This is a genomic window from Chryseobacterium bernardetii, assembly GCF_003815975.1.
GTDB classification, from domain to species: Bacteria; Bacteroidota; Bacteroidia; order Flavobacteriales; family Weeksellaceae; genus Chryseobacterium; species Chryseobacterium bernardetii.
The window spans coordinates 4,955,774-4,975,043 of the sequence record NZ_CP033932.1 but is presented as its reverse complement, the minus strand read 5'-3'; the positions used below and the strand labels follow the sequence as shown (position 1 = coordinate 4,975,043).

The following is a 19,270-nucleotide window of genomic DNA, read 5'->3' as shown; positions in this document are numbered from 1 at the left end:
CCTTTCACGGATAGCTAATTGAAGACGTGAAATTCCCTTAGTTGGAGAAATGGCAAAAATTCAAAGAACTGTTGACGGAGTGGTTCAAAGTTTTTATCACTTAAATCAAACTATGACAACACAATTTATAGGAAAAGGAAATTTCATTATTCATACACAAACGGTTTCAGAGAGCTGTCCGTCTAATATTGCCTTGATTAAATATTGGGGGAAATATGACAATCAGATTCCGGCTAACCCAAGTATCAGTTATACTTTAAACCATTGTAAAACCAATACTACCATGGATTTTTTGGCTGACGAGCCTTTTTCCGTACAGACATTTTTGTCAAACAATGAAGAGGTGAAATTCGCTGAAAAAATTGAAAAATACTTCAAAAATATTGAACAGTACCTTCCATGGATCTTAAAGGGTAAATATATTATCAGAACAGAGAATACCTTCCCTCACAGTTCCGGAATTGCAAGCTCTGCTTCGGGATTCGGAGCTATTGCCAAATGCCTGATGGCTCTGGATGAGTCATTTACAGGAAAAACCTCTGAAGAGGAATCTTTGCAAAAAGCTTCTTTTTTAGCCAGATTAGGAAGTGGAAGTGCATGCAGAAGCCTTTACAACGGGCTGATTGTATGGGGAGAAACGGAAGAAGTGAAAGGAAGTTCTGATCTGTTTGCAGTAGCCTATCCTGAGAGTGAGATTCATGAAATATTCAAAAACTTTAACGATTGGGTTCTCTTGATTCATGAAGGACAGAAAAGCGTTTCTTCAACGGTAGGCCACGGCTTAATGAAGTCTAATCCGTATGCAGAAAGAAGATTTCAGGAGGCAAAGGAAAACTTTGTTCCGATGAAAGAAATCCTTAAAAATGGAGATATGGAACGTTTCATCAAGTTGGTAGAGCATGAAGCTCTTACACTTCATGCTATGATGATGATGAGCGATCCTGCATTTATCCTGATGAAAACAGGAACATTAGAAGTGATCAATAAAATCTGGGATTTCAGGAGAGAAACAGGACTTCCTCTATTCTTTACCCTGGATGCCGGTGCCAATGTACACCTTTTATTCCCAAGCGGCACTTCAGAAGAACAGATCAAAACATTTATAGAAGCAGAATTACTGCAACATACTCAGAAAAATGGAGTAGTGAAGGATGTGATGAGGTTTTAATACAATACTAAAAAGTGGATTTTAAAGTCCACTTTTTTTATTTAATCTTCAGTAACAACCGTTTCCCGGTTGCCGTCTTCCTGTTTACCTTCTTCTATCATGATTTCTGCTTCTGCCTTTTCTTCTGAAGTAGCTGTTTCTATAAGCTCTGCCTGCTCACCGTTGTGATGGTCTATGAAAAATTCACAGTATACCGGAAGATGATCTGAACCAAAATTTTCCAATGTCTTCAGTTGTTTGATAAAAATGTCTTCGCTGTGAAACATCAGATCAATCGGAAACCTCAAAAAGCGGTACCTGGCATGGAAAGTAGAAACAAAAGAATGCCCCACTCTCGGATCTATAAGATGACTCATCTTTCTGAAAAGTACAGAAGACCTTGACCAGGCTACATTATTGAAGTCTCCCACTACAATAACCGGTTCTTTGATATCTTTTACCCGCTTGGCAGTACTTAGAAGATCACCATCTCTTTCCTTGGAGGTTTCTTCCTCTGTAGGGCTTGGCGGTGGCGGATGAACACCAAAGAAAACAAAGGAAAAGCCATCTGTTGTTTCCATATGGATTTCAATGCTCGGAATATCGTCTGCTACAAAATAATGCGTTCTTGCCTCCTTAATCTCAATTTGGGAATAAAAGTGCATTCCGTAAGTGTTTTCAAGGGTTACTTTGTGCTGGTACGGATATTTCTTTTCCAGTTTTCTCATGGCTTTTTCCCAATCGCTGTTGCTTTCCATCGTCATGAAAAAATCAGGTTCATATTTTTCAATAAGCTTAGAAAACCTTCCATATTCCTTATTGAACTGGTAAACATTGGCCGACACAAAATGGAGTCTTCCAGAAGAGTTGTTGCGGTGTTTATGTTTTTTTACAGGATAAAGGCGCGTATATCTGATAAGGGTTTGGCTGTGATAAACAAATAAAGCCAGCAGAAATCCCTGATAATACCAGAAATATTCTGCAGGAGCAATTATAAATCCTAACAGAAAAGTGAAAAATATGAGATAAGTAACCTGTATTTTAGCAAATTCAGGAACCCGGAATATCCAGTGAGAATGCTGAATTTTAGGTAGTATAGTTAAGACCAGTAAAAGTATGGTCAGAATCATATAAACAATCAACATATAAAAATTCTTTGGCTGAAATAATTTTTATTACAATTTAAGGAAAATGAAATTTAAAATCTCATAATCAAATTAAAATTTATTTTACCTATTTTTAGTTAAATTTACTCCTTATGAATACCATAACAGCAATATTTGTCTTATGCAGTGGTTTCTGTTTCGCACAGCAGAGTCAGGAAATAGAAAAACCTATACACAGCCTGTTTCTTGGCATGAAAAATGCAGACCCTGAACTTGTAAAATCAGCCTTTGCTGAAAATGCGGTTTTGCAGACTATTACACAAGATGGTACCGTAAAAGGTGACAATATACAGGAATTTATAGATACTGTTTCAAAGTTTTCAAAAGGTGACCTGGATGAAAGGATCCTAATAGAAGCTGTTCATACAGATGGAAATCTGGCCACCGTATTTACACCTTACAGTTTTTACCTGAAAGGGAAATTATCCCATTGCGGAGCCAATAGCTTCCAACTGGTGAAACAGAATAATGAATGGAAAATTCACTATATTATTGATACCCGGAGAAAGGAAAACTGTAGAGAAATAAAATAATAAATCAATTAGTTAAAAGAAATGAAAATCCATCATATAGCCATTATCTGTTCAGATTATCAGATATCAAAGAAATTCTATACAGAAACTTTAGGTTTACAGATCGTTCGTGAAGTTTACCGTGAAGAAAGGAAATCTTATAAACTTGATCTGGCTATAGGAGATCATTATGTGATTGAATTATTTTCCTTTCCTGATCCGCCTGCGCGCCCATCGCGTCCCGAAGCCTGCGGATTAAGGCATCTTGCTTTTTCAGTAGAAAATGTAACGGAAAAACGAAACGAATTAATAAGGAAAGGTCTGGATTGTGAGGAGATCCGTATAGATGAATTCACAGGGAAAGAATTTTTCTTTACCCAAGATCCGGATTATTTGCCATTGGAGTTTTATGAAATGTAATCAGTGGGCATACCCTGCAAAGAAACTCACTGCCATAATTGCTAAAACAATGGAGGAAATAAATACATATATGTAGTCCTTTTCTTTTAAATAACCTATTAAAGCAAAGATAATTCTCATCAGAGGAGTTAGGATCAGTATCAGGATTCCCAGCTGAATAATGGCCATTCCTTCTCCCTTACAAAGGGAATTCCAGAAGTGGCTCCATATTTTTTCAGAAGAAGTTGCCACAACAAGGCTGGTATATTTGCTGGGCATCTCAAAACCTTCAGTAAACAGTTTGATGAATCCGATCAGGGAAGTAGCTACAGAGAGAATTACACCCAGTCTCAGGAGATTTCCTACAGAGCGGTTCAGATCTATATCTGTAAAATTCTTTTTCATTATCTGAAGCTTTTATTGATACCGTTATACATCATATATACAGACAGAATTGTAATCACAATGGCAAAAAATACCTTTAGCTTTTTGGTTTTGGATACCATCAGGGTTTTAGAACCAATAAAACTTCCAATTACCACTCCAATCAGTACAGGAGCTGCAATTACCGGAATAATTTCACCTCTCTGGAAATAGATCAGTGCACTGGCAACCGCTGTTACTCCAATCATAAAATTACTGGTAGTTGTAGAAACTTTGAATGGCAGTTTCATCATATTATCCATTGCCAGTACTTTCAGTGCTCCTGAACCAATTCCTAAAAGTCCGGACATTGCACCGGCGAACATCATCATTAAAAATCCCGGTACTGTATTTCTTGCAGAATAGCTTTTTAATATTCCTTTATCCGGGAAAGTGCCGTAAAGTTTAAGTTTTTCTTCCAGACTTCCTTGAATCAGAGGTTCCTGATGATCAGGTTTTCCTTTTAGGTTTAAAGCAACCGTCAAAAGAAGGATACTTGCGAAAATAATTCCAATGGTATTGGGGTTAAGCATACCTGAAACCAAAGCTCCTACAATGGCTCCTGCTGTGGTAGCTATTTCGAGAAACATTCCGACTCTCATATTGGTAAAACCTTCTTTTACGAAAGCTACCGCAGCGCCTGAAGAGGTACCGATTACGGAAATAAGAGAAGCGCCGATGGCATAGTGCATTGGAACACCGAATCCCAGCGTTAATAAAGGAATAATGATGACTCCTCCTCCCAGCCCTGTAAGTGAACCCAAAAGGCCCGCTGAAATGGCACCAAGGAAGAGTATGATGATTTCTGACATACTACAATTAATATTACAAATATAAAATTATTGTAGTAGTCTGCCAAACATTTGAAAAAGATAAATTTAACGTATTTTTGTAGGCATGAAAAGTGAAATGAAATTATTTTATGTGATTCTTGGGGCAACCCCTAAAGGAAGAAATATTGAACAGCACGATGTTTTTTTTGGGATTGCTGAAAACCTTAAGGAGCTTGTTCCTGATATGAAAGCCTTTTGGAAAGAAGCAGAAGGAAAGATTCATATTGACTGTTATCAGGAGGTTAAATTTGCTGATGGTTATGAAGTGAAGATTGTTGAAAAAGGTGAAGCTCCATCTGAAAATCAATTGTTCTTCCTTAATCTAGGAGGCTATAAGCCCGGATTTTTTGAAGAATTCCACGAGCAGCATCTGATGGTAGGACAGTCCATGGGCGAGATTGTAAAGAGAGCTAAAGCTACGGAGTTTTATAAGACCATGGGATTTGAAGGAGCCGTAAGCCATATTGATGATAAGCATGGAGTGGATATTGATGATATTTTCAATGTAAATGATATTCTTCCGGCATCTATGAAAGAAAAATATTCCATTGCTCTTACAAAATCTGAGGCTGAAAATCAGGAGAACCCAATGGGATTAGGGTATTTAAAAATTGATAAAATTCAATAAAGCATAAATCTAATAAAAATAAAAAATGAAAATAGGAATTCTGGGAGGCGGACAGCTGGGAAGAATGCTGATACAAAGTGCTTTGAAGTATGATGATGAGTTTTATACTCTGGATCCGGCTTCTGATGCGCCATGCCATAATATCTCGTATTTTACACAAGGAAATTTCAATGACTATGAAACCGTTCTGAACTTTGGAAAAGACAAAGATGTGGTAACCATTGAAATAGAGCACGTAAATGCCGATGCTTTGGCTGAACTTGAAAAACAGGGAATCAGAGTGGTTCCTAATGCAGGTATCATCAAAACCATCCAGCAAAAGATCCTTCAGAAGGAATTTTACAAAAAGCATAATATTCCAAGCCCTGAATTCCAGGTAGTTTGGAACAGTGATGAAAAGATTATGATGCCATTGCCGTTTGTTCAGAAGATGAATACCGGCGGATATGACGGAAAAGGAGTACAGGTTATTAAGACAGAAGAAGACTTACAGAATCTATGGAAGGAAGCTTCAGTTATTGAAAGTCTTGTAGATATTGATAAAGAGCTTTCCGTTATTGTAGCCAGAAATGAAAAAGGAGAAACCAATACCTTTCCGGTAACGGAAATGGTAGCTGATCCAAAGCTGAATCTTTTAGACTTCAATGTATGTCCGGTTCTTCTGACGGAAGATGTTCAGAACCAGATTGATTCTATTACGGAAAAGTTCCTGAATGCGGTGAATTCTCCGGGATTATTCGCCATCGAATTATTCCTGGATAAAGAAGGGAAAGTTTGGGTAAACGAAACCGCTCCAAGACTGCACAATTCAGGCCACCAGAGCCAGGAAGGAAATACCAATTCTCAGTTCGAGCAAATGTATCGTGTAGTAAAAAATCTTCCTTTGGCAGATACGGATGCTATCACTTACAGCGGAATGTTAAATCTGGTAGGTGCAGAAGGATATGCCGGAAAAGTAATCTATGAAGGAATGGAAGAAGTCCTCAAGCTGCCTGAAACTTACATCCACTTATACGGAAAAACAGAAACCAAACCTGGAAGAAAAATGGGACACATCAATGTTCTTGCAGACTCCAGAGAAGAGCTTATGGAAAAGCTTGTACAGGTGAAAGGAATGGTGAGAGTGATTTCTGAATAACAGAATTAAAATATATAAAAATAGCTGTAGTCTTTTCTACAGCTATTTTTGTTTATACCTAAGGTTTTTTAACTACTTCTATAGTGTCCTTTTTATAATTGTATTTCATATATGTTCCTAATGCAGGAGAATAAACGGAAAATTCTTCCAGTTTTGTAAGTGGAGCATAAAGCTTAAAAGTACATATATCTGTAGCAGTGATAAATGGATTGGTTTTTAAATGGCTATGGGTAACCATTGTTAATTCGCTTCCATCCTGCATTGTAGTCTGGGCAGGAATTAATCTTGAATGAAATTTTTTGTTGGAGATAATAGTTCCTTTTTTATCTGATACAAAAAGATAGTCATTCCCAAATGGAATGACTCCGGATTGAGAGGTTCCGGAGATCAGATATATTTTATAATTTTCATTAAATGGTATAAGAATGAGGTTAAGACTAAATCCATGTGGTAATGACACTTCATATTTTGGATCTGATAATTGTGGAATTACTACGGAATGAATATTTTTTAAAGTGCTTTCTGCATTGTTAAGCTCTCTTTGTGTAAAGCTTTCTTTTACAGGTGATTTTTGGTTGTTTTTGAAGTCATATTCAGCTATGATTTTACTTTGGTCCTTATTAAGAAAAACTGTTTTTATGATATCTTTTACCCCGTATGTCAGATAGCTTCCCATATTTTCACGGATTTTAGGGTTGCTGTTGGCCAAATCGCCGGCATGCCATGATGCATTTTCATAGGAGAAAAGTAAATTTGCTTCTGTTTTGATGGAATCTAGTTTCTGTTGAAGTTCTTTTTCAGAATATTTAAGATCCTGCGCGAAAGTAATAGCTGGTATAAAGATGAATAGAAATTTGATAATTTGTTTCATGGATTATTTTTGCGACAAAATACAAAATTGAAATTAAAGTCTAATGTCCATGCGAAAATAAATATCTCTTCTTAATCTGTAAAGCTATTTCCCAAAGAATAACAGAACTGATAGCATTTGTGCAGATTGCTGTCATCATTCCATAATCATCCCAGTCCGGATTCCATCTTAGTTCCATGAGAAGATGGGCTGCTGATAAAGCAATAAATGCAATTACAAATCCGGTGATGATGTTAAATATGCTTTTACATTTTAAAATAATAAAAGCAATGATCGAGTCCAAAACTCCAAATCCCAGACTTGTTACCAGGTAAAAGCTATTGGTATTTAATACATCATCTATAGCAGCAATGGGAAAAGCAAGCAGGCAATACAGTATAAACAAAACCAGACAGGTGATCAGTTTTCTCATAAGGATATTAAAAAGGAATTTCTAAAATCCTGTTTTTATATTCCCCTTTTTCAATGATAAAAAGTCCGGCATAGGCACCGGCACCCTCAGAATTCAGTATTGAAATGTATAAGATATCATTGATACGGTCATAATGACATGTGGTAGACTTATTATTGATATTGAACAGGTTTTCAATTTCTTTTTCAGGAATTTGAATGGTCTTATCTCCAATTTGGGCTGTAATGGAAAGGTAATGAGTCTTAGGAATGGTTCCGTCTATTCCCCAAACCTGCTGATTTTTGTAATAATCTCCGCTTAAAGTTGAGGTGAAATCTTTTTCATTTTCCTTAAAATTGAATTTTCCGGAGACAATACTTACTTTGATATTTCCGGATTTAAAAATAGCTTTGTTGGCGTCACGTAAAGTGGGTAGAATGGTTTGATAAGATTCAATATATTTTAGTCTCGAATTATGAACATATCCATTGCTTACATTGGCCCAGTTCTTATGAGCAGGATCAGATTCAAATATATAGACAATATCATCCGAGTTGATCTTTCCAACTACCAAACTGTTTGCATCTGCATTTTCCCTTATATTCACATAGCCGTCTTTATCTATAACTTTTGCAAACTGGGCAAATGATAGCTGTACACTTAAAGCTGCCGCTAAAAGAAATATCTTTTTTGTTTTCAATAAATTTAATTTTGAGCAAAAATAAGTAAAAAGGCTGGAAGTAGGAAGCTGGAAGAAGGAAACTGGAAGTTAGTTACAGGGGATCATTACGTCATGATTTCTTAAGAAAAGATAAACTAAATGTTAACCGATTATTATTTATCATATTCAATAACTTCCAGCCTCCAGCTTCAGGTTCCTTATTTAAAAATCTTCTGAATCACATTCCCGATTTCCATAAAATCTCCATGATTGCCTACAGAGCGTATTTCAGGGCTGTTTTTATCATATTCAGAGAAAGGGAAGATCAGGAGGTAATTATTATCATTCAGATATCTGTTCAATAATTCCGGGATTAGCCTCATACGTGGAATATAAGACTGCATTCCGCGTTTAGCCATGAAAATGATAAGTGCTTCATCATCTTTCAGCTGGGTGGCTGTTCTTTCACCGTCCTGCCATGTACTCATAATGATGAATTCGGCTTCTATATTGGCTTTTTTAATGATTTTCTGAAGAATATCAATAATATTCTCAGGCGCATAAAAAACAACAGTAGCCCCGGAATTCCTTGCAATATTCCAAACCCTTAAAAGAGCATGGAAGAATCCGGCTTCCTTATGAGCATTTTCAGGAATCATTACAGCGTATTTCTTAATGGTAGAAAGTGGCTGGGCTGCATGATAAACCAATACGTTCACATCATCATTCTGAAGGTAACCGTTATAGAGATTATAGACAAAGGATGGTGAAAAACCTTTTTCATCTTCCAGACCAATGATTAGATCCGTGATTTTCTGCTCCTTGATAACGTTATTTACCCCATTGATAACATCATTATCATATCTTTTAAGGGCCTGTAATTTGACATCAGCTGCAGCAGCCGTATCAGCCGCCTGGTGGAGAAGCTTTTCGGCATTCTTTACAGATGATTCGTTTTTATCTTCATTAATGACATTTAAGGCAAATAAATCTTCCGTATTGGAATGTGCTTTAATAAGAATTCCCAGGTTCACCATTCTCTCTACAGTTTCCTCGTGATTAATGGCCAACAGAATATTTTCTTCCTCATGGCTGGTTCCGGAAACAGTATCTTCATTATCGCTTTCCGCAATCTTCTGGGCACTTGCCATGGAAATAAAAGATGAAATAGTACAGGAGATAAGGATCAATAAGATACTTCCGTTAAGAACGTGTTCATTAAGGAGTCTTACAGGTTCTCCTGTTTCAGTCTCAGAAAGGATAATGTTGTACCCAACCATTACGGATGCAAGGGTGGCTGCAGCAGAAGCCGAACTTAATCCAAAGATCAGTTTTCCCTCTTCTTTTGTTAATCTGAATGTTTTCTGAGTAGCTACCGCAGAAAGATATTTTCCTCCAATGGATGCAGCCAGCATAATTCCCGCTACTTCAAGCGTTTCCCAGCTTTTGAAAAACACTTTAAAATCAATCAGCATTCCCACACTAATCAGGAAGAAAGGGATAAAAATGGCATTTCCTACAAATTCAACCCTGTTCATTAGGGAGGAAGTATGAGGAATAAGCCTGTTTAATGCCAATCCGGCAAAGAATGCTCCAATGATGGCTTCTACTCCGGCAAGTTCAGCAAGCATTGCCGCCAGATAGATCATCACTAAGACAAAAATATACTGTGAGATCTTATCATCCACTCTTTTGAAGAACCAACGCCCGATAATTGGAAAGACAATAAGTACAATTAATGCAAAAAGAATGAATGAAACGGATAATTTGACCCAGAACTCTGTTCCTACATCACCTTGTGACATTCCAACGATGATGGCAAGAACCAATAACGCCAGGATATCTGTAATCATTGTTCCTCCAACGGTAATGTTGACGGCCTTATTTTTAGCAATTCCCAGCTTACTTACCAATGGATAGGCGATAAGGGTGTGGGATGAAAAAAGACTTGCAAATAAAATGGAGGTAAGCATTGAGAAATGAAGAATATAATATCCTCCCAAATACCCCAACACAAAAGGAACAATAAATGTATAAAGCCCAAAGGTGAGACTTTTCCATTTGTTTTTCTTAAAATCTCCCATATCGATCTCAAGTCCTGCGAGGAACATGATGTAAAGAAGGCCTGTAGTTCCGGTTACAACGATGCTGCTGTCTCTGGATAATACATTAAATCCGTTGGGACCGATAATTGCGCCAGCGATGATAAGCCCCAGAAGATGGGGAACTTTAATTTTATTTAATAATAATGGAGCTGCGAGGATGATGACCAGTACCAACAGAAACTTCAGTACTGGATCCTCTATGGGAAGGCTCAGGTTGTGTATACTCAGTAAAATCATAGGTGTTTATTTGGTGGAACGTACTAACTCTACAGAGAACTTAGCTGTGCAGCCATCGGATGTAATGGTCCTGATTCCCTTGATCTTATTATCTGAAATGTCATTAAGCAGAACGCTCATTTCTACATTCTTTTTAGCGGTAGAATCTGTTTTGAAGGAAAGTCTGATCTCATTATTCTCAAATTTACCGGAATACAGTCTTACCAGGTTATTATTATTGATGATCTTGGTAATAGGTTGGGTAGAATCATTATCAAATTCCCAGATATCCGTACGTTGGTCACCTACAGCATAATCACTGCAATTGGATTCTGTACAGATCACTTTACCGTTCCATGGTCCGGAGATCTCTGCAGGCCATGTGGCAATAACCACGGAATCTTTTTTAGCAAAAATACTGTCTCTCATTTTTAAAAGAGACTGGTATTCAGATTCTTTTTTTGCGAATGTTTTTTCTTTTTCTAACAATTGTTTTTCTCTGTCTGTAAGGTTCTTCTCCTTTTCCTTGTAATCACAGCTTACCAGGATAAAAGAGGCCGCAAGAAGGGCGAAAAATGTGTTTTTAAGCATATTGTATAGGTTGAGTATACAATATAGGGAAAAAATGAAAGCGGGGCAAATTACAATTTGGTAACAATTTTGTCTGTTCTTTGATTGTATTCTGGTATCAGATACTTATGAATTGGATGTGAGTTCCTTATCCATTTTCTGCTTTTTGAACATTTCGCGATTATAATTGATGATAAAAACCCCACAAATGATTAGGACCGCCGCAATAATAAACTTAAAGGATATATATTCACCAAGGATCAGCCAGCTTAAGAATATGGAGATAATGGTATTAATGTAAGCCAAGATGGAAACCTGTACCGGGGAAACTTTAGTAAGCGCATAATGAAAAGCAAAAAATGCTGCTACTGAGCCGAAAACAGACAGATAAAGCATAGCTGTAACGCTGCGCAGCGTCCAGTTTCCGAAATTATAATTCTCCGAGAATAAAAAAGCGAATATGATCTGGGTAATACCTGCAAAAGCAAACTGATAAAATAAATTCAGTGAAATATTTCCGCTGTGAAGGTTGAGCTTTTTGGTAAAAATGGTTCCTGAGGCCCAGCCTGCAATGGCAATAAATAAAAACAGAATTCCAAGGGCATAATCCGGGTTTTTAAGATCATTGATCCCATCCCAGAATATAAAAACAATGCCGCTGAAACACATCATTACTCCTGTAAAAGCCCGCCAGCTGAATTTTTGTAATCCCAGTGCGAGGCTTCCCAGGAATACAAGGATAGGAGAGCAGGCACTTATCAGTGAGGTAAGGCTGCTGGTAACTTCCTCCTCAGCTACAGTAGTCATTCCATTAGCAATCACCAGCATGAGGATGGAAAAGATGATCTGGTATTTAAGGTTCTTCCAGCCGATCCATTTAAATTCTTTTCTGTAAACAAGAATCAGAAACATAATAACGGAAGCCAGAAGTTGGCGGATACCTGCAACAAACCAGGCAGGAATAGTTTCCACTGCAATGCGGATCGACAAAAATGTAGTTCCCCACACAATGGCAACAGTAAGTATGGCCAGAGTAAGCTTATAATCTTTCAAAATCTAATGTGGTGTAAAAACAAATATATCCACTTTCGAAAATATCAGATGGGTACAGATGTTATAATTTTTAAGAGTACAGATGAAAATTTTGAGCCAATGGAAGCCTTTTTTAATTGAAAAATAAAATAAGTAGTTGAAAAATAATGATATGAGGAGAGTCAGACTTTAAATAAATAATGGTAATTACCAGTTTTTCTTTCAGTTTCCCAACTTAATTTTAATTTTTATCTTTGAAGATCTAATAAAAATTGAAGATGGTAGGTATTATTATGGGCAGTCAGAGTGATCTGCCAATTATGGAACAGGCAGCAAATTTCCTTAAAAGTCTGGATATTCCTTATGAACTGACTGTAGTTTCAGCACACAGGACACCGGAAAGAATGTTTGATTATGCAAAAACAGCTCAGGAAAGAGGTCTTAAGGTGATTATTGCCGGAGCAGGAGGAGCAGCTCATCTTCCGGGAATGGTGGCAAGCTGTACAACACTTCCTGTAATAGGAGTTCCGATCTTGTCCAGTAATTCTATTGATGGATGGGATTCTGTGCTTTCAATCCTTCAGATGCCAGGGGGGATTCCGGTAGCCACAGTAGCATTGAACGGAGCATTAAATGCAGGAATCTTAGCAGCTAAAATCATTGGAAGCGGTAATGAAGAAGTTGCCGGAAAACTTCAGAAATATCAGGATTCTCTAAAAGATAAAGTATTGGGAACGGTAGAAGATATCAAAGCTCAGCATCCTAATCATTTTGATAAATAGTTTAGTTGTAAACTCAGTATATTAAAAGCCTCACTTTTCAGCGAGGCTTTTGCTTTTTTATGAATTTTAAATTTCCGCTACTTTTAAAGTATTACAAAGTGTAAAATTCATATAAGAATAAAAACTCTCCGGCATTGGGAGAGTTTATGTATTATTCCTGAAGCATATTGTCTCTGGTATTCTTCTGAACGGCAATAGCGCCAAAAAGTGCAAGAAGAAATGCAAATGCATAGAATCCTTTTTCACTGGGTAGTATAGTGGCATTCCAAAGCCCGATGGCCAGTAATACAATGGAAGACAGAGTTGCAAACCAACAGATTCCATAATAAATGTCCGTTACCTGAATATTTTCTAATTTATCACGAACTGCTTTTTAAGAAACAACAGCAAATAAACCATATAATAAGATGGTAAAATAATAACCTTTCTCATTTAGCTGCATTTCTGCTCTTGCAAGACCCACGATATACCCAACCATTCCAGCTCCCAATGCAACCCAAGATGCTGCTACAAATGCATTTGATACTCTTTGTTTTTTCATGAATTTAATGTTTTGTTTAAGGGGTCAAATATATTCAATTTTTGTTAACATTATCGCCATTATGAGAGAATATGGGGAAAATACGGAGGTATGGAATTATGATTTTTATCTTTCGTCTTATCATATGTAAGTTGGAAATCTGTTTTTTTAAAACAAAACATTCCTAACCTGGAAAGGCTGTATATTGTTTTTGTAAAGTAATATATTCGTAATTATACTCTATCAAGGTCTTACCATTAGCCTCTTTCCCTATAACCTTAGAAGGTAATTGAGAGCTATTGTATTGAATTTCATAGGTCACATTTTGAATCTCAATCCAATTTCCTTCACTATCCTTACGGCTTATTTTTTCTGACGTATAATTATTTTGACTTAAAAATTGTGTGCCAGCTAAATAAGTTCTAAAGTATGTATTGGTCAGAGAATAAGGATTGATCTTGTTGTCGTAGGAAAATTCTCTTTTAATAGTAGATGGACCACCTATATTATCACTGAATGAGGTTTCTGTTGAAATATTATCACCGCTGTAAGTATATGATGAAGTAGATGGAATGGTACAATTTAATGAAAAACAAAGGGAAGTACCAGTGATTTTATCGTTGTTATAGATGTAAACCTTTGTTGTGTTACCATTAGAATCTGGATAGATTGATTTAATTGTAGTTAGCTGATTTTCATTATAAGTACAGGTGGTATAATAAGCAACAGTTCCATCAGCTTTATAGTAAGTTGTTTTTGATAGCTTTCCAGTAGTATCATATTCGAAACTAGTCGATGTGTTTTGTGATAAAATTTTGATTAATTGTTTTTTGCTGTTATAATCAAATGTTACCACACTTGTATTAATGTTAGAAGGATTAGTATAATTAACAGTTGTGACTTTACTTAAAAATATTTTAGCTTCAGGATTATTGGGTGTATCATTATCATCATCACCTCTGCAGCTGCTAAAGAATAAGCTTAGAGCTCCCAGAAATAATATTTTTTTCATGTTATTTTTTTGTGGGTAAAAATAAGGAATACTGCATAATACTGTACAAAAAATCCCACTATTTCAAAATAGTGGGATCATATCATGTTTTATGACTCTTAATATCTGTAGTATTCAGGCTTGAATGGCCCTTTTACGTCTACTCCAATATAAGCAGCCTGCTCAGGAGAAAGCGTCTCAAGCTCTACGCTTAATTTTTTAAGGTGTAAAGCCGCTACTTTTTCATCCAAGTGTTTAGGAAGCATGTATACTTCATTTTTGTAAGCAGCAGAGTTGTTCCATAACTCAATCTGAGCCAAAGTCTGGTTAGAGAAAGAGTTAGACATTACGAAACTTGGGTGACCTGTAGCACATCCTAAGTTTACCAATCTACCTTCTGCAAGGATGATGATCTCTTTTCCTTCTACTGTATAGATATCAACCTGAGGTTTCACTTCAGATTTGGTAGAACCATAGTTTTCATTTAACCAAGCCATATCGATTTCGTTATCGAAATGACCGATGTTACAAACAATAGCCTTATCTTTCATTTTAAGGAAGTGCTCACCTCTTACAATGTTGAAGTTCCCTGTTGTAGTGATGATGATATCTGCGTTATCTACTACAGTATCCAATCTTTTCACTTCATAACCGTCCATTGCAGCCTGAAGCGCACAAATTGGGTCAATTTCAGTAACCGTAACAATAGAACCGGCTCCTCTGAAAGAAGCAGCAGTACCTTTACCAACGTCTCCGTATCCGCAAACTACCACTCTTTTTCCGGCCAACATTACGTCAGTAGCTCTTCTCACAGCATCTACTGCAGACTCTTTACATCCGTATTTGTTGTCGAATTTAGATTTAGTTACAGAATCATTTACGTTGATAGCCGGCATTACTAAAGTTCCGTTCTTCATTCTTTCGTACAATCTGTGTACTCCGGTAGTCGTTTCCTCAGAAAGTCCTTTGATATCTTTTGTAAATTCAGGGTATTTATCAAAAACCATGTTTGTTAAATCTCCGCCATCATCAAGGATCATGTTCAATGGTTTTCTGTCTTCACCAAAGAATAAAGTCTGTTCAATACACCAGTCGAATTCCTCAGCATTTAAACCTTTCCATGCATAAACCGGAATTCCGGCAGCAGCAATAGCAGCCGCAGCGTGATCCTGTGTAGAGAAAATATTACAAGATGACCAGGTAACTTCAGCTCCTAAAGCTACCAATGTCTCGATAAGCACAGCCGTTTGGATCGTCATGTGAAGACATCCTGCGATTCTTGCTCCTTTAAGCGGCTGAGACGGTCCGTACTCTTCACGGATAGCCATCAAACCCGGCATTTCTGCTTCTGCAAGGGTAATTTCTTTTCTTCCCCATTCTGCAAGGGAGATATCCTTAACTTTATAAGGAACGTATTGTGTTGTTGTACTCATATGTAATGAATAAATTTAAATTCAATTGATAACGAAAGGCAAAATTACAATTTATAATTAAGATAAAAAAACGACAGATCAATTTCAGTTTCCTGAGATTAGACATGATTTAAAACTATTTAGTCTTAATTACTTTTATCTGATTAATTAATATATATGAAGACTAAACCTGAAAAAAGCACACGGAAAAGTAGTAGATGTTATTTCTGACATGGGTGATTTCATTTTAATCGCTTTACAACCTGTAAAAGGCTCTTATGTGAATGGGTTCGGAAGTGCTTGTTTTGTGGATTCCAATCTGGAAATTATAGAGCATAGAAATGATGTGAATCATCAGGTGAAATCATAGGAAAGGAAGCTGAAAGAAAATGTTGGAGGATACAGTGTTTAAGCCAAATAAAAACATGTCTTTTAATGGATATTATAAGTAAGTTATTTTATTGTTCCAAATAACCTCTTTTTTCCGGCTCCCATCTTCCAACTTTTTCACTATTTTTACCCAATAAAAAAAGAATGCCCCTTTACAGAGATTTTTCAGATGATAATGCCACTATTTTGGTTTGGAAATATGATGAAAGTGAAACACTTGATATCAATGAATTACTGGAACCGGAAAATGCTGAAAAGGTAAAGGACTATCATCCTAAAAAATTATTGGAAGTGCTGATGGTTCGTAAACTGCTGAAAGGTTTGAAACCAGATTCCAAGATCTTATATAAAGAAAGAGAGCCTTTTCTTTCCCCCAATGATGCAGAAATTTCGATTACCCATTCTTTCCCTTTTGCAGCTATTGCTGTTTCTAAAAATAAAATAGGAATAGATATCGAGAAGTTCAATCCCAAGATTTTAAGAGTGATTGATAAATTCACCTATGAAAATGAAAGAGGATTTATCCCTGAAGATAAAGCAGACACTTTTTACACTATCATATGGAGTGTAAAAGAAAGCATGTACAAAATTCACCATTCCAAATACTGGTCTTTGAAGAAAAATTATGAAGTAAAACCTTTTGGGCTGAAACATCTCCATAAAATAAGCTGCCGGGTATATGACGAACAGTTTTCAGATGAATTTAAGGCCAGGGTTGAATTTTTTGATGATTACTGCTTTACGATTGTGGAGGAGTAGTATGCTTCTCACTTCTGTATTTTTCAATCACCTTTCGTTGTTCCTTAGCAACATCATAGATCAGTTCCAGAATATCATGAATGTTTTTAAGCTCCGTTAAATGGGAAATTTTATCAGGATCTCTCCGGTCTACAATTTCATTTTCCTCAATTTCGGTCTTTCTCTTCATAAGCATATCTTCAATAGAAGAATCTTCCGGCTCCAGGCGGCTTTCCATCCTAAGGTCTTCCGTGATATCCTCACCATTGAGTAACGTTGATGTTTGCTGCATTTCTGCTTCAATTTTTCTGCTCCAGCTTTCAGCATCTATTTCAGGATACTGTTCATTGCTTTTAGAATATTGAGAAAGTGATGCGGTATAGGCTGTAATAAGATGTGAAGTGGCTACAAACTGATGAACCACTTCCAGCTTTTTCTGCTGGTTTTTAGGATCCGAAATCATTCTCTGGAAATTATCCGAAAGATTGGCCAATGAGATGATAGCATTTTTCCGTTTTACCTTATAATCTTCAAGATCAAAAGTTCCCTGCAGAAATTTAGACATCACACTCTGGAAATAGATGAGGTTGTCTGCTGCAGATTTTTTCATCAGATCCAGGTTTTGTGTATGTTCCCAAACCGGCAGTACAATATAAGAAACGGCAAATGCTATAATGCCGGCGATAGCTGTATCCAGAACCCTGTCTTTGAAAATGATATTGACTTTTCCGGGATTTAAAAAATTAAAACTCAGGAAAATATAGATCGTCATAAAAAGGACTGCCCAAAAATACCGTCCTTTTAAAAAGCTGAAACACATTATCATGCTGATGAGCAGGATTGCAAACAAAACACTGTTAATATGTATGAAATGCAGGATGATATAAGCGATCGTAGCTCCGGTAACCGTTCCGTACAGACGCAGCAGGTTCCGTTGCTTGGTGATGGAATAGGCTGGCTTTAAAATCGCTGTAATGGTAATTAATATCCAATACGTATGTCCTAATCCCAGGAAATCAAACATGGAGAATAGATATCCCAGTAATAATGCTGTTGTAATTCTTATCGCATGGCGGAAATGAGAAGAAGACAATGAAATATTATTTCTTAAAACCTTAGAGTTCAGTTTGGGTTCATTTGGCATGAACTTTCTTAAGTCTAGCCCGGTGGATAAACTTTTTGCCAGTTTTATGTCCTGGGAAAATACTTTATAGATTTCGTTGATCTCCTTGGTAATTTCATTGATACGCATCAGGATCTGACGAAGAACCATAAAGTTTTCCAGGCTATCAGGAGACAGTTGTTTATTTCTAAGTTCGAAATAATGATAGTTAAGATTCTTTAATTCCAGCTCAAGATTAAACATTGGTTTGGCCCGCGTTCCACCCTGGAGAGCAATTCCGATATTGGTGATCTCTTCAGCCAGCAGGTTAAGATAATCATGAATATTGACCAGGATCATACTGTCCTCAAAGCTTTGCTGCAGCTTCTGATAATCACTTTCAGAAGTCATCAGCTTTTCATGAAGGTCCATAGAATTAAGGAACATCAGCATCAGCAAGCGGCTGGTTGTGGTAGATTCATTAACGATGGTCCTTGTTTTGAAAACTGTTTCCCTGGTATCTTCCTGAAGGTTTTTTATTTCAATCTGTTTGGCAATAACCTGAGTGGTAAGCTTGTCAAAATCAGGATTTTTCTGGTAATAATTGGCTTTGATTTTTAAAAACTCGGCTAATTGAAGATAGTTTTCACCAATCATCTGACCTGCTAATTTGTAGGGACGGATGGTGGTCACCACAAGGAATATCAGCAAAAACCAGATACATCCGCAGGTGAATATCAGTAAGCTTTTAAAGATATTGGCTCCTGTAAGATGGCCGTCAATAAAGATAGCAAGTACAACCAGTGATAATGAACCCACTGCTGCCAATCGCTGGCCATACACTCCAATTAAGGAGAAGAACATCCCGAAAACAATGATCTCAAGAAGTACCAATATCCTAAAATTCATTACCAGGCTGGCAATTAATGCCACAAAGACAAAACAGCAGATGGCAAAGGCCAGTGCATTTCTTCTTCTGATAAAAGGCCCGGGCTGATCGGTAAGCGCTACAAAGCTGGTTCCGAGAGGGAAGAGGAAATATTCTTTTAAAATACCGAAGTGGGCGAGAACTAAACATGGAAGAACAGTAGCTAATGTAATTCTGATTGCAGAATACAGATACTGACTGGTTACAAATTTTTTTAGCTCCGCCGAATAGTTCATACTACAAAAATAACTATTGAATTTAAAAGAAATACCATAAATAAGAGACTTTTGTAAACTTAAATATTATATTTTTTTA

20 protein-coding genes and 1 pseudogene are annotated in these 19,270 nt (G+C 36.7%); 8 read left to right on the top strand and 13 right to left on the bottom strand.

What is annotated here, in order from left to right; genetic code table 11:
- Positions 1–112: 112 nt before the first annotated feature.
- Complete coding sequence (locus EG339_RS22600; protein WP_123872268.1) at positions 113–1,168, top strand: diphosphomevalonate decarboxylase; 1,056 nt, start codon at positions 113–115, stop codon at positions 1,166–1,168.
- A gap of 41 nt (positions 1,169–1,209) precedes the next feature.
- Here the strand turns inward: EG339_RS22600 and EG339_RS22595 are convergent, their stop codons facing one another.
- Positions 1,210–2,292: an endonuclease/exonuclease/phosphatase family protein gene (locus EG339_RS22595; protein WP_123872267.1), complete on the bottom strand. Its 1,083-nt coding sequence runs from the start codon at positions 2,290–2,292 to the stop codon at positions 1,210–1,212.
- A 113-nt stretch (positions 2,293–2,405) separates the two neighbouring features.
- Here EG339_RS22595 and EG339_RS22590 point away from each other — a divergent pair, with 113 nt between their 5' ends.
- Together EG339_RS22590 and gloA2 are read left to right on the top strand one after the other, a co-directional pair.
- On the top strand, positions 2,406–2,846 hold the full coding sequence (locus tag EG339_RS22590; RefSeq protein ID WP_123872266.1) for a nuclear transport factor 2 family protein: 441 nt from the start codon (positions 2,406–2,408) through the stop codon (positions 2,844–2,846).
- 21 nt (positions 2,847–2,867) lie between these two features.
- Positions 2,868–3,245 carry an SMU1112c/YaeR family gloxylase I-like metalloprotein gene (gene gloA2 / locus EG339_RS22585; protein WP_123872265.1) on the top strand — a complete coding sequence of 126 codons (378 nt, stop codon included), beginning with the start codon at positions 2,868–2,870 and terminating at the stop codon, positions 3,243–3,245.
- On the opposite strand, the gene EG339_RS22580 is transcribed toward gloA2, so the two are convergent.
- Together EG339_RS22580 and EG339_RS22575 are read right to left on the bottom strand one after the other, a co-directional pair.
- Complete coding sequence (locus EG339_RS22580; RefSeq protein ID WP_123872264.1) at positions 3,246–3,629, bottom strand: DUF1634 domain-containing protein; 384 nt, start codon at positions 3,627–3,629, stop codon at positions 3,246–3,248. It abuts the gene before it with no gap.
- Positions 3,629–4,459, bottom strand: coding sequence for a sulfite exporter TauE/SafE family protein (locus tag EG339_RS22575; RefSeq protein ID WP_123872263.1), 831 nt, complete (start codon positions 4,457–4,459; stop codon positions 3,629–3,631). Before EG339_RS22575 ends, EG339_RS22580 begins: the two co-directional genes overlap by 1 nt.
- Positions 4,460–4,556: 97 nt before the next feature.
- Between EG339_RS22575 and EG339_RS22570 the strand changes: the two genes are divergently transcribed.
- Complete coding sequence (locus EG339_RS22570) at positions 4,557–5,108, top strand: DUF1543 domain-containing protein (RefSeq protein WP_123872262.1); 552 nt, start codon at positions 4,557–4,559, stop codon at positions 5,106–5,108.
- A 25-nt stretch (positions 5,109–5,133) separates the two neighbouring features.
- Positions 5,134–6,246: a 5-(carboxyamino)imidazole ribonucleotide synthase gene (locus tag EG339_RS22565; RefSeq protein WP_123872261.1), complete on the top strand. Its 1,113-nt coding sequence runs from the start codon at positions 5,134–5,136 to the stop codon at positions 6,244–6,246.
- A 58-nt stretch (positions 6,247–6,304) separates the two neighbouring features.
- Here the strand turns inward: EG339_RS22565 and EG339_RS22560 are convergent, their stop codons facing one another.
- The 6 genes from EG339_RS22560 to EG339_RS22535 all read right to left on the bottom strand — a co-directional run bounded on the left by EG339_RS22560 (position 6,305) and on the right by EG339_RS22535 (position 12,113).
- Positions 6,305–7,117: a hypothetical protein gene (locus EG339_RS22560; RefSeq protein WP_123872260.1), complete on the bottom strand. Its 813-nt coding sequence runs from the start codon at positions 7,115–7,117 to the stop codon at positions 6,305–6,307.
- Between the two features lie 40 nt (positions 7,118–7,157).
- Positions 7,158–7,529, bottom strand: a complete 372-nt coding sequence (locus EG339_RS22555) for a hypothetical protein (RefSeq protein ID WP_123872259.1) — start codon at positions 7,527–7,529, stop codon at positions 7,158–7,160.
- Positions 7,530–7,536: 7 nt separating this feature from the next.
- Positions 7,537–8,208: an SH3 domain-containing protein gene (locus EG339_RS22550; RefSeq protein WP_123872258.1), complete on the bottom strand. Its 672-nt coding sequence runs from the start codon at positions 8,206–8,208 to the stop codon at positions 7,537–7,539.
- 179 nt (positions 8,209–8,387) lie between these two features.
- Positions 8,388–10,511 (bottom strand): cation:proton antiporter, encoded by a 2,124-nt coding sequence (locus tag EG339_RS22545; RefSeq protein WP_123872257.1) that lies wholly within the window; start codon positions 10,509–10,511, stop codon positions 8,388–8,390.
- Positions 10,512–10,517: 6 nt separating this feature from the next.
- Positions 10,518–11,081: a hypothetical protein gene (locus EG339_RS22540; RefSeq protein ID WP_123872256.1), complete on the bottom strand. Its 564-nt coding sequence runs from the start codon at positions 11,079–11,081 to the stop codon at positions 10,518–10,520.
- Positions 11,082–11,186: 105 nt separating this feature from the next.
- Positions 11,187–12,113 carry a DMT family transporter gene (locus EG339_RS22535; RefSeq protein ID WP_123872255.1) on the bottom strand — a complete coding sequence of 309 codons (927 nt, stop codon included), beginning with the start codon at positions 12,111–12,113 and terminating at the stop codon, positions 11,187–11,189.
- A 257-nt stretch (positions 12,114–12,370) separates the two neighbouring features.
- Between EG339_RS22535 and purE the strand changes: the two genes are divergently transcribed.
- On the top strand, positions 12,371–12,874 hold the full coding sequence (gene purE / locus EG339_RS22530) for a 5-(carboxyamino)imidazole ribonucleotide mutase (RefSeq protein ID WP_123872254.1): 504 nt from the start codon (positions 12,371–12,373) through the stop codon (positions 12,872–12,874).
- Positions 12,875–13,025: 151 nt separating this feature from the next.
- On the opposite strand, the pseudogene yiaA reads toward purE, so the two are convergent.
- The 3 genes and pseudogenes from yiaA to ahcY all read right to left on the bottom strand — a co-directional run bounded on the left by yiaA (position 13,026) and on the right by ahcY (position 15,818).
- Positions 13,026–13,415, bottom strand: a pseudogene (gene yiaA, locus EG339_RS22525) (inner membrane protein YiaA).
- 163 nt (positions 13,416–13,578) lie between these two features.
- Positions 13,579–14,406 (bottom strand): hypothetical protein, encoded by an 828-nt coding sequence (locus EG339_RS22520; protein ID WP_123872253.1) that lies wholly within the window; start codon positions 14,404–14,406, stop codon positions 13,579–13,581.
- A 98-nt stretch (positions 14,407–14,504) separates the two neighbouring features.
- On the bottom strand, positions 14,505–15,818 hold the full coding sequence (ahcY, locus tag EG339_RS22515; RefSeq protein WP_066700438.1) for an adenosylhomocysteinase: 1,314 nt from the start codon (positions 15,816–15,818) through the stop codon (positions 14,505–14,507).
- Between the two features lie 211 nt (positions 15,819–16,029).
- Between ahcY and EG339_RS22510 the strand changes: the two genes are divergently transcribed.
- Together EG339_RS22510 and EG339_RS22505 are read left to right on the top strand one after the other, a co-directional pair.
- Positions 16,030–16,167, top strand: coding sequence for a hypothetical protein (locus EG339_RS22510; protein ID WP_185147661.1), 138 nt, complete (start codon positions 16,030–16,032; stop codon positions 16,165–16,167).
- A gap of 164 nt (positions 16,168–16,331) precedes the next feature.
- Positions 16,332–16,946, top strand: a complete 615-nt coding sequence (locus tag EG339_RS22505) for a 4'-phosphopantetheinyl transferase family protein (protein ID WP_123872252.1) — start codon at positions 16,332–16,334, stop codon at positions 16,944–16,946.
- Here the strand turns inward: EG339_RS22505 and EG339_RS22500 are convergent.
- On the bottom strand, positions 16,927–19,191 hold the full coding sequence (locus EG339_RS22500) for an FUSC family protein (RefSeq protein WP_123872251.1): 2,265 nt from the start codon (positions 19,189–19,191) through the stop codon (positions 16,927–16,929). The genes EG339_RS22505 and EG339_RS22500 overlap by 20 nt on opposite strands.
- Between the last annotated feature and the right edge of the window lie 79 nt (positions 19,192–19,270).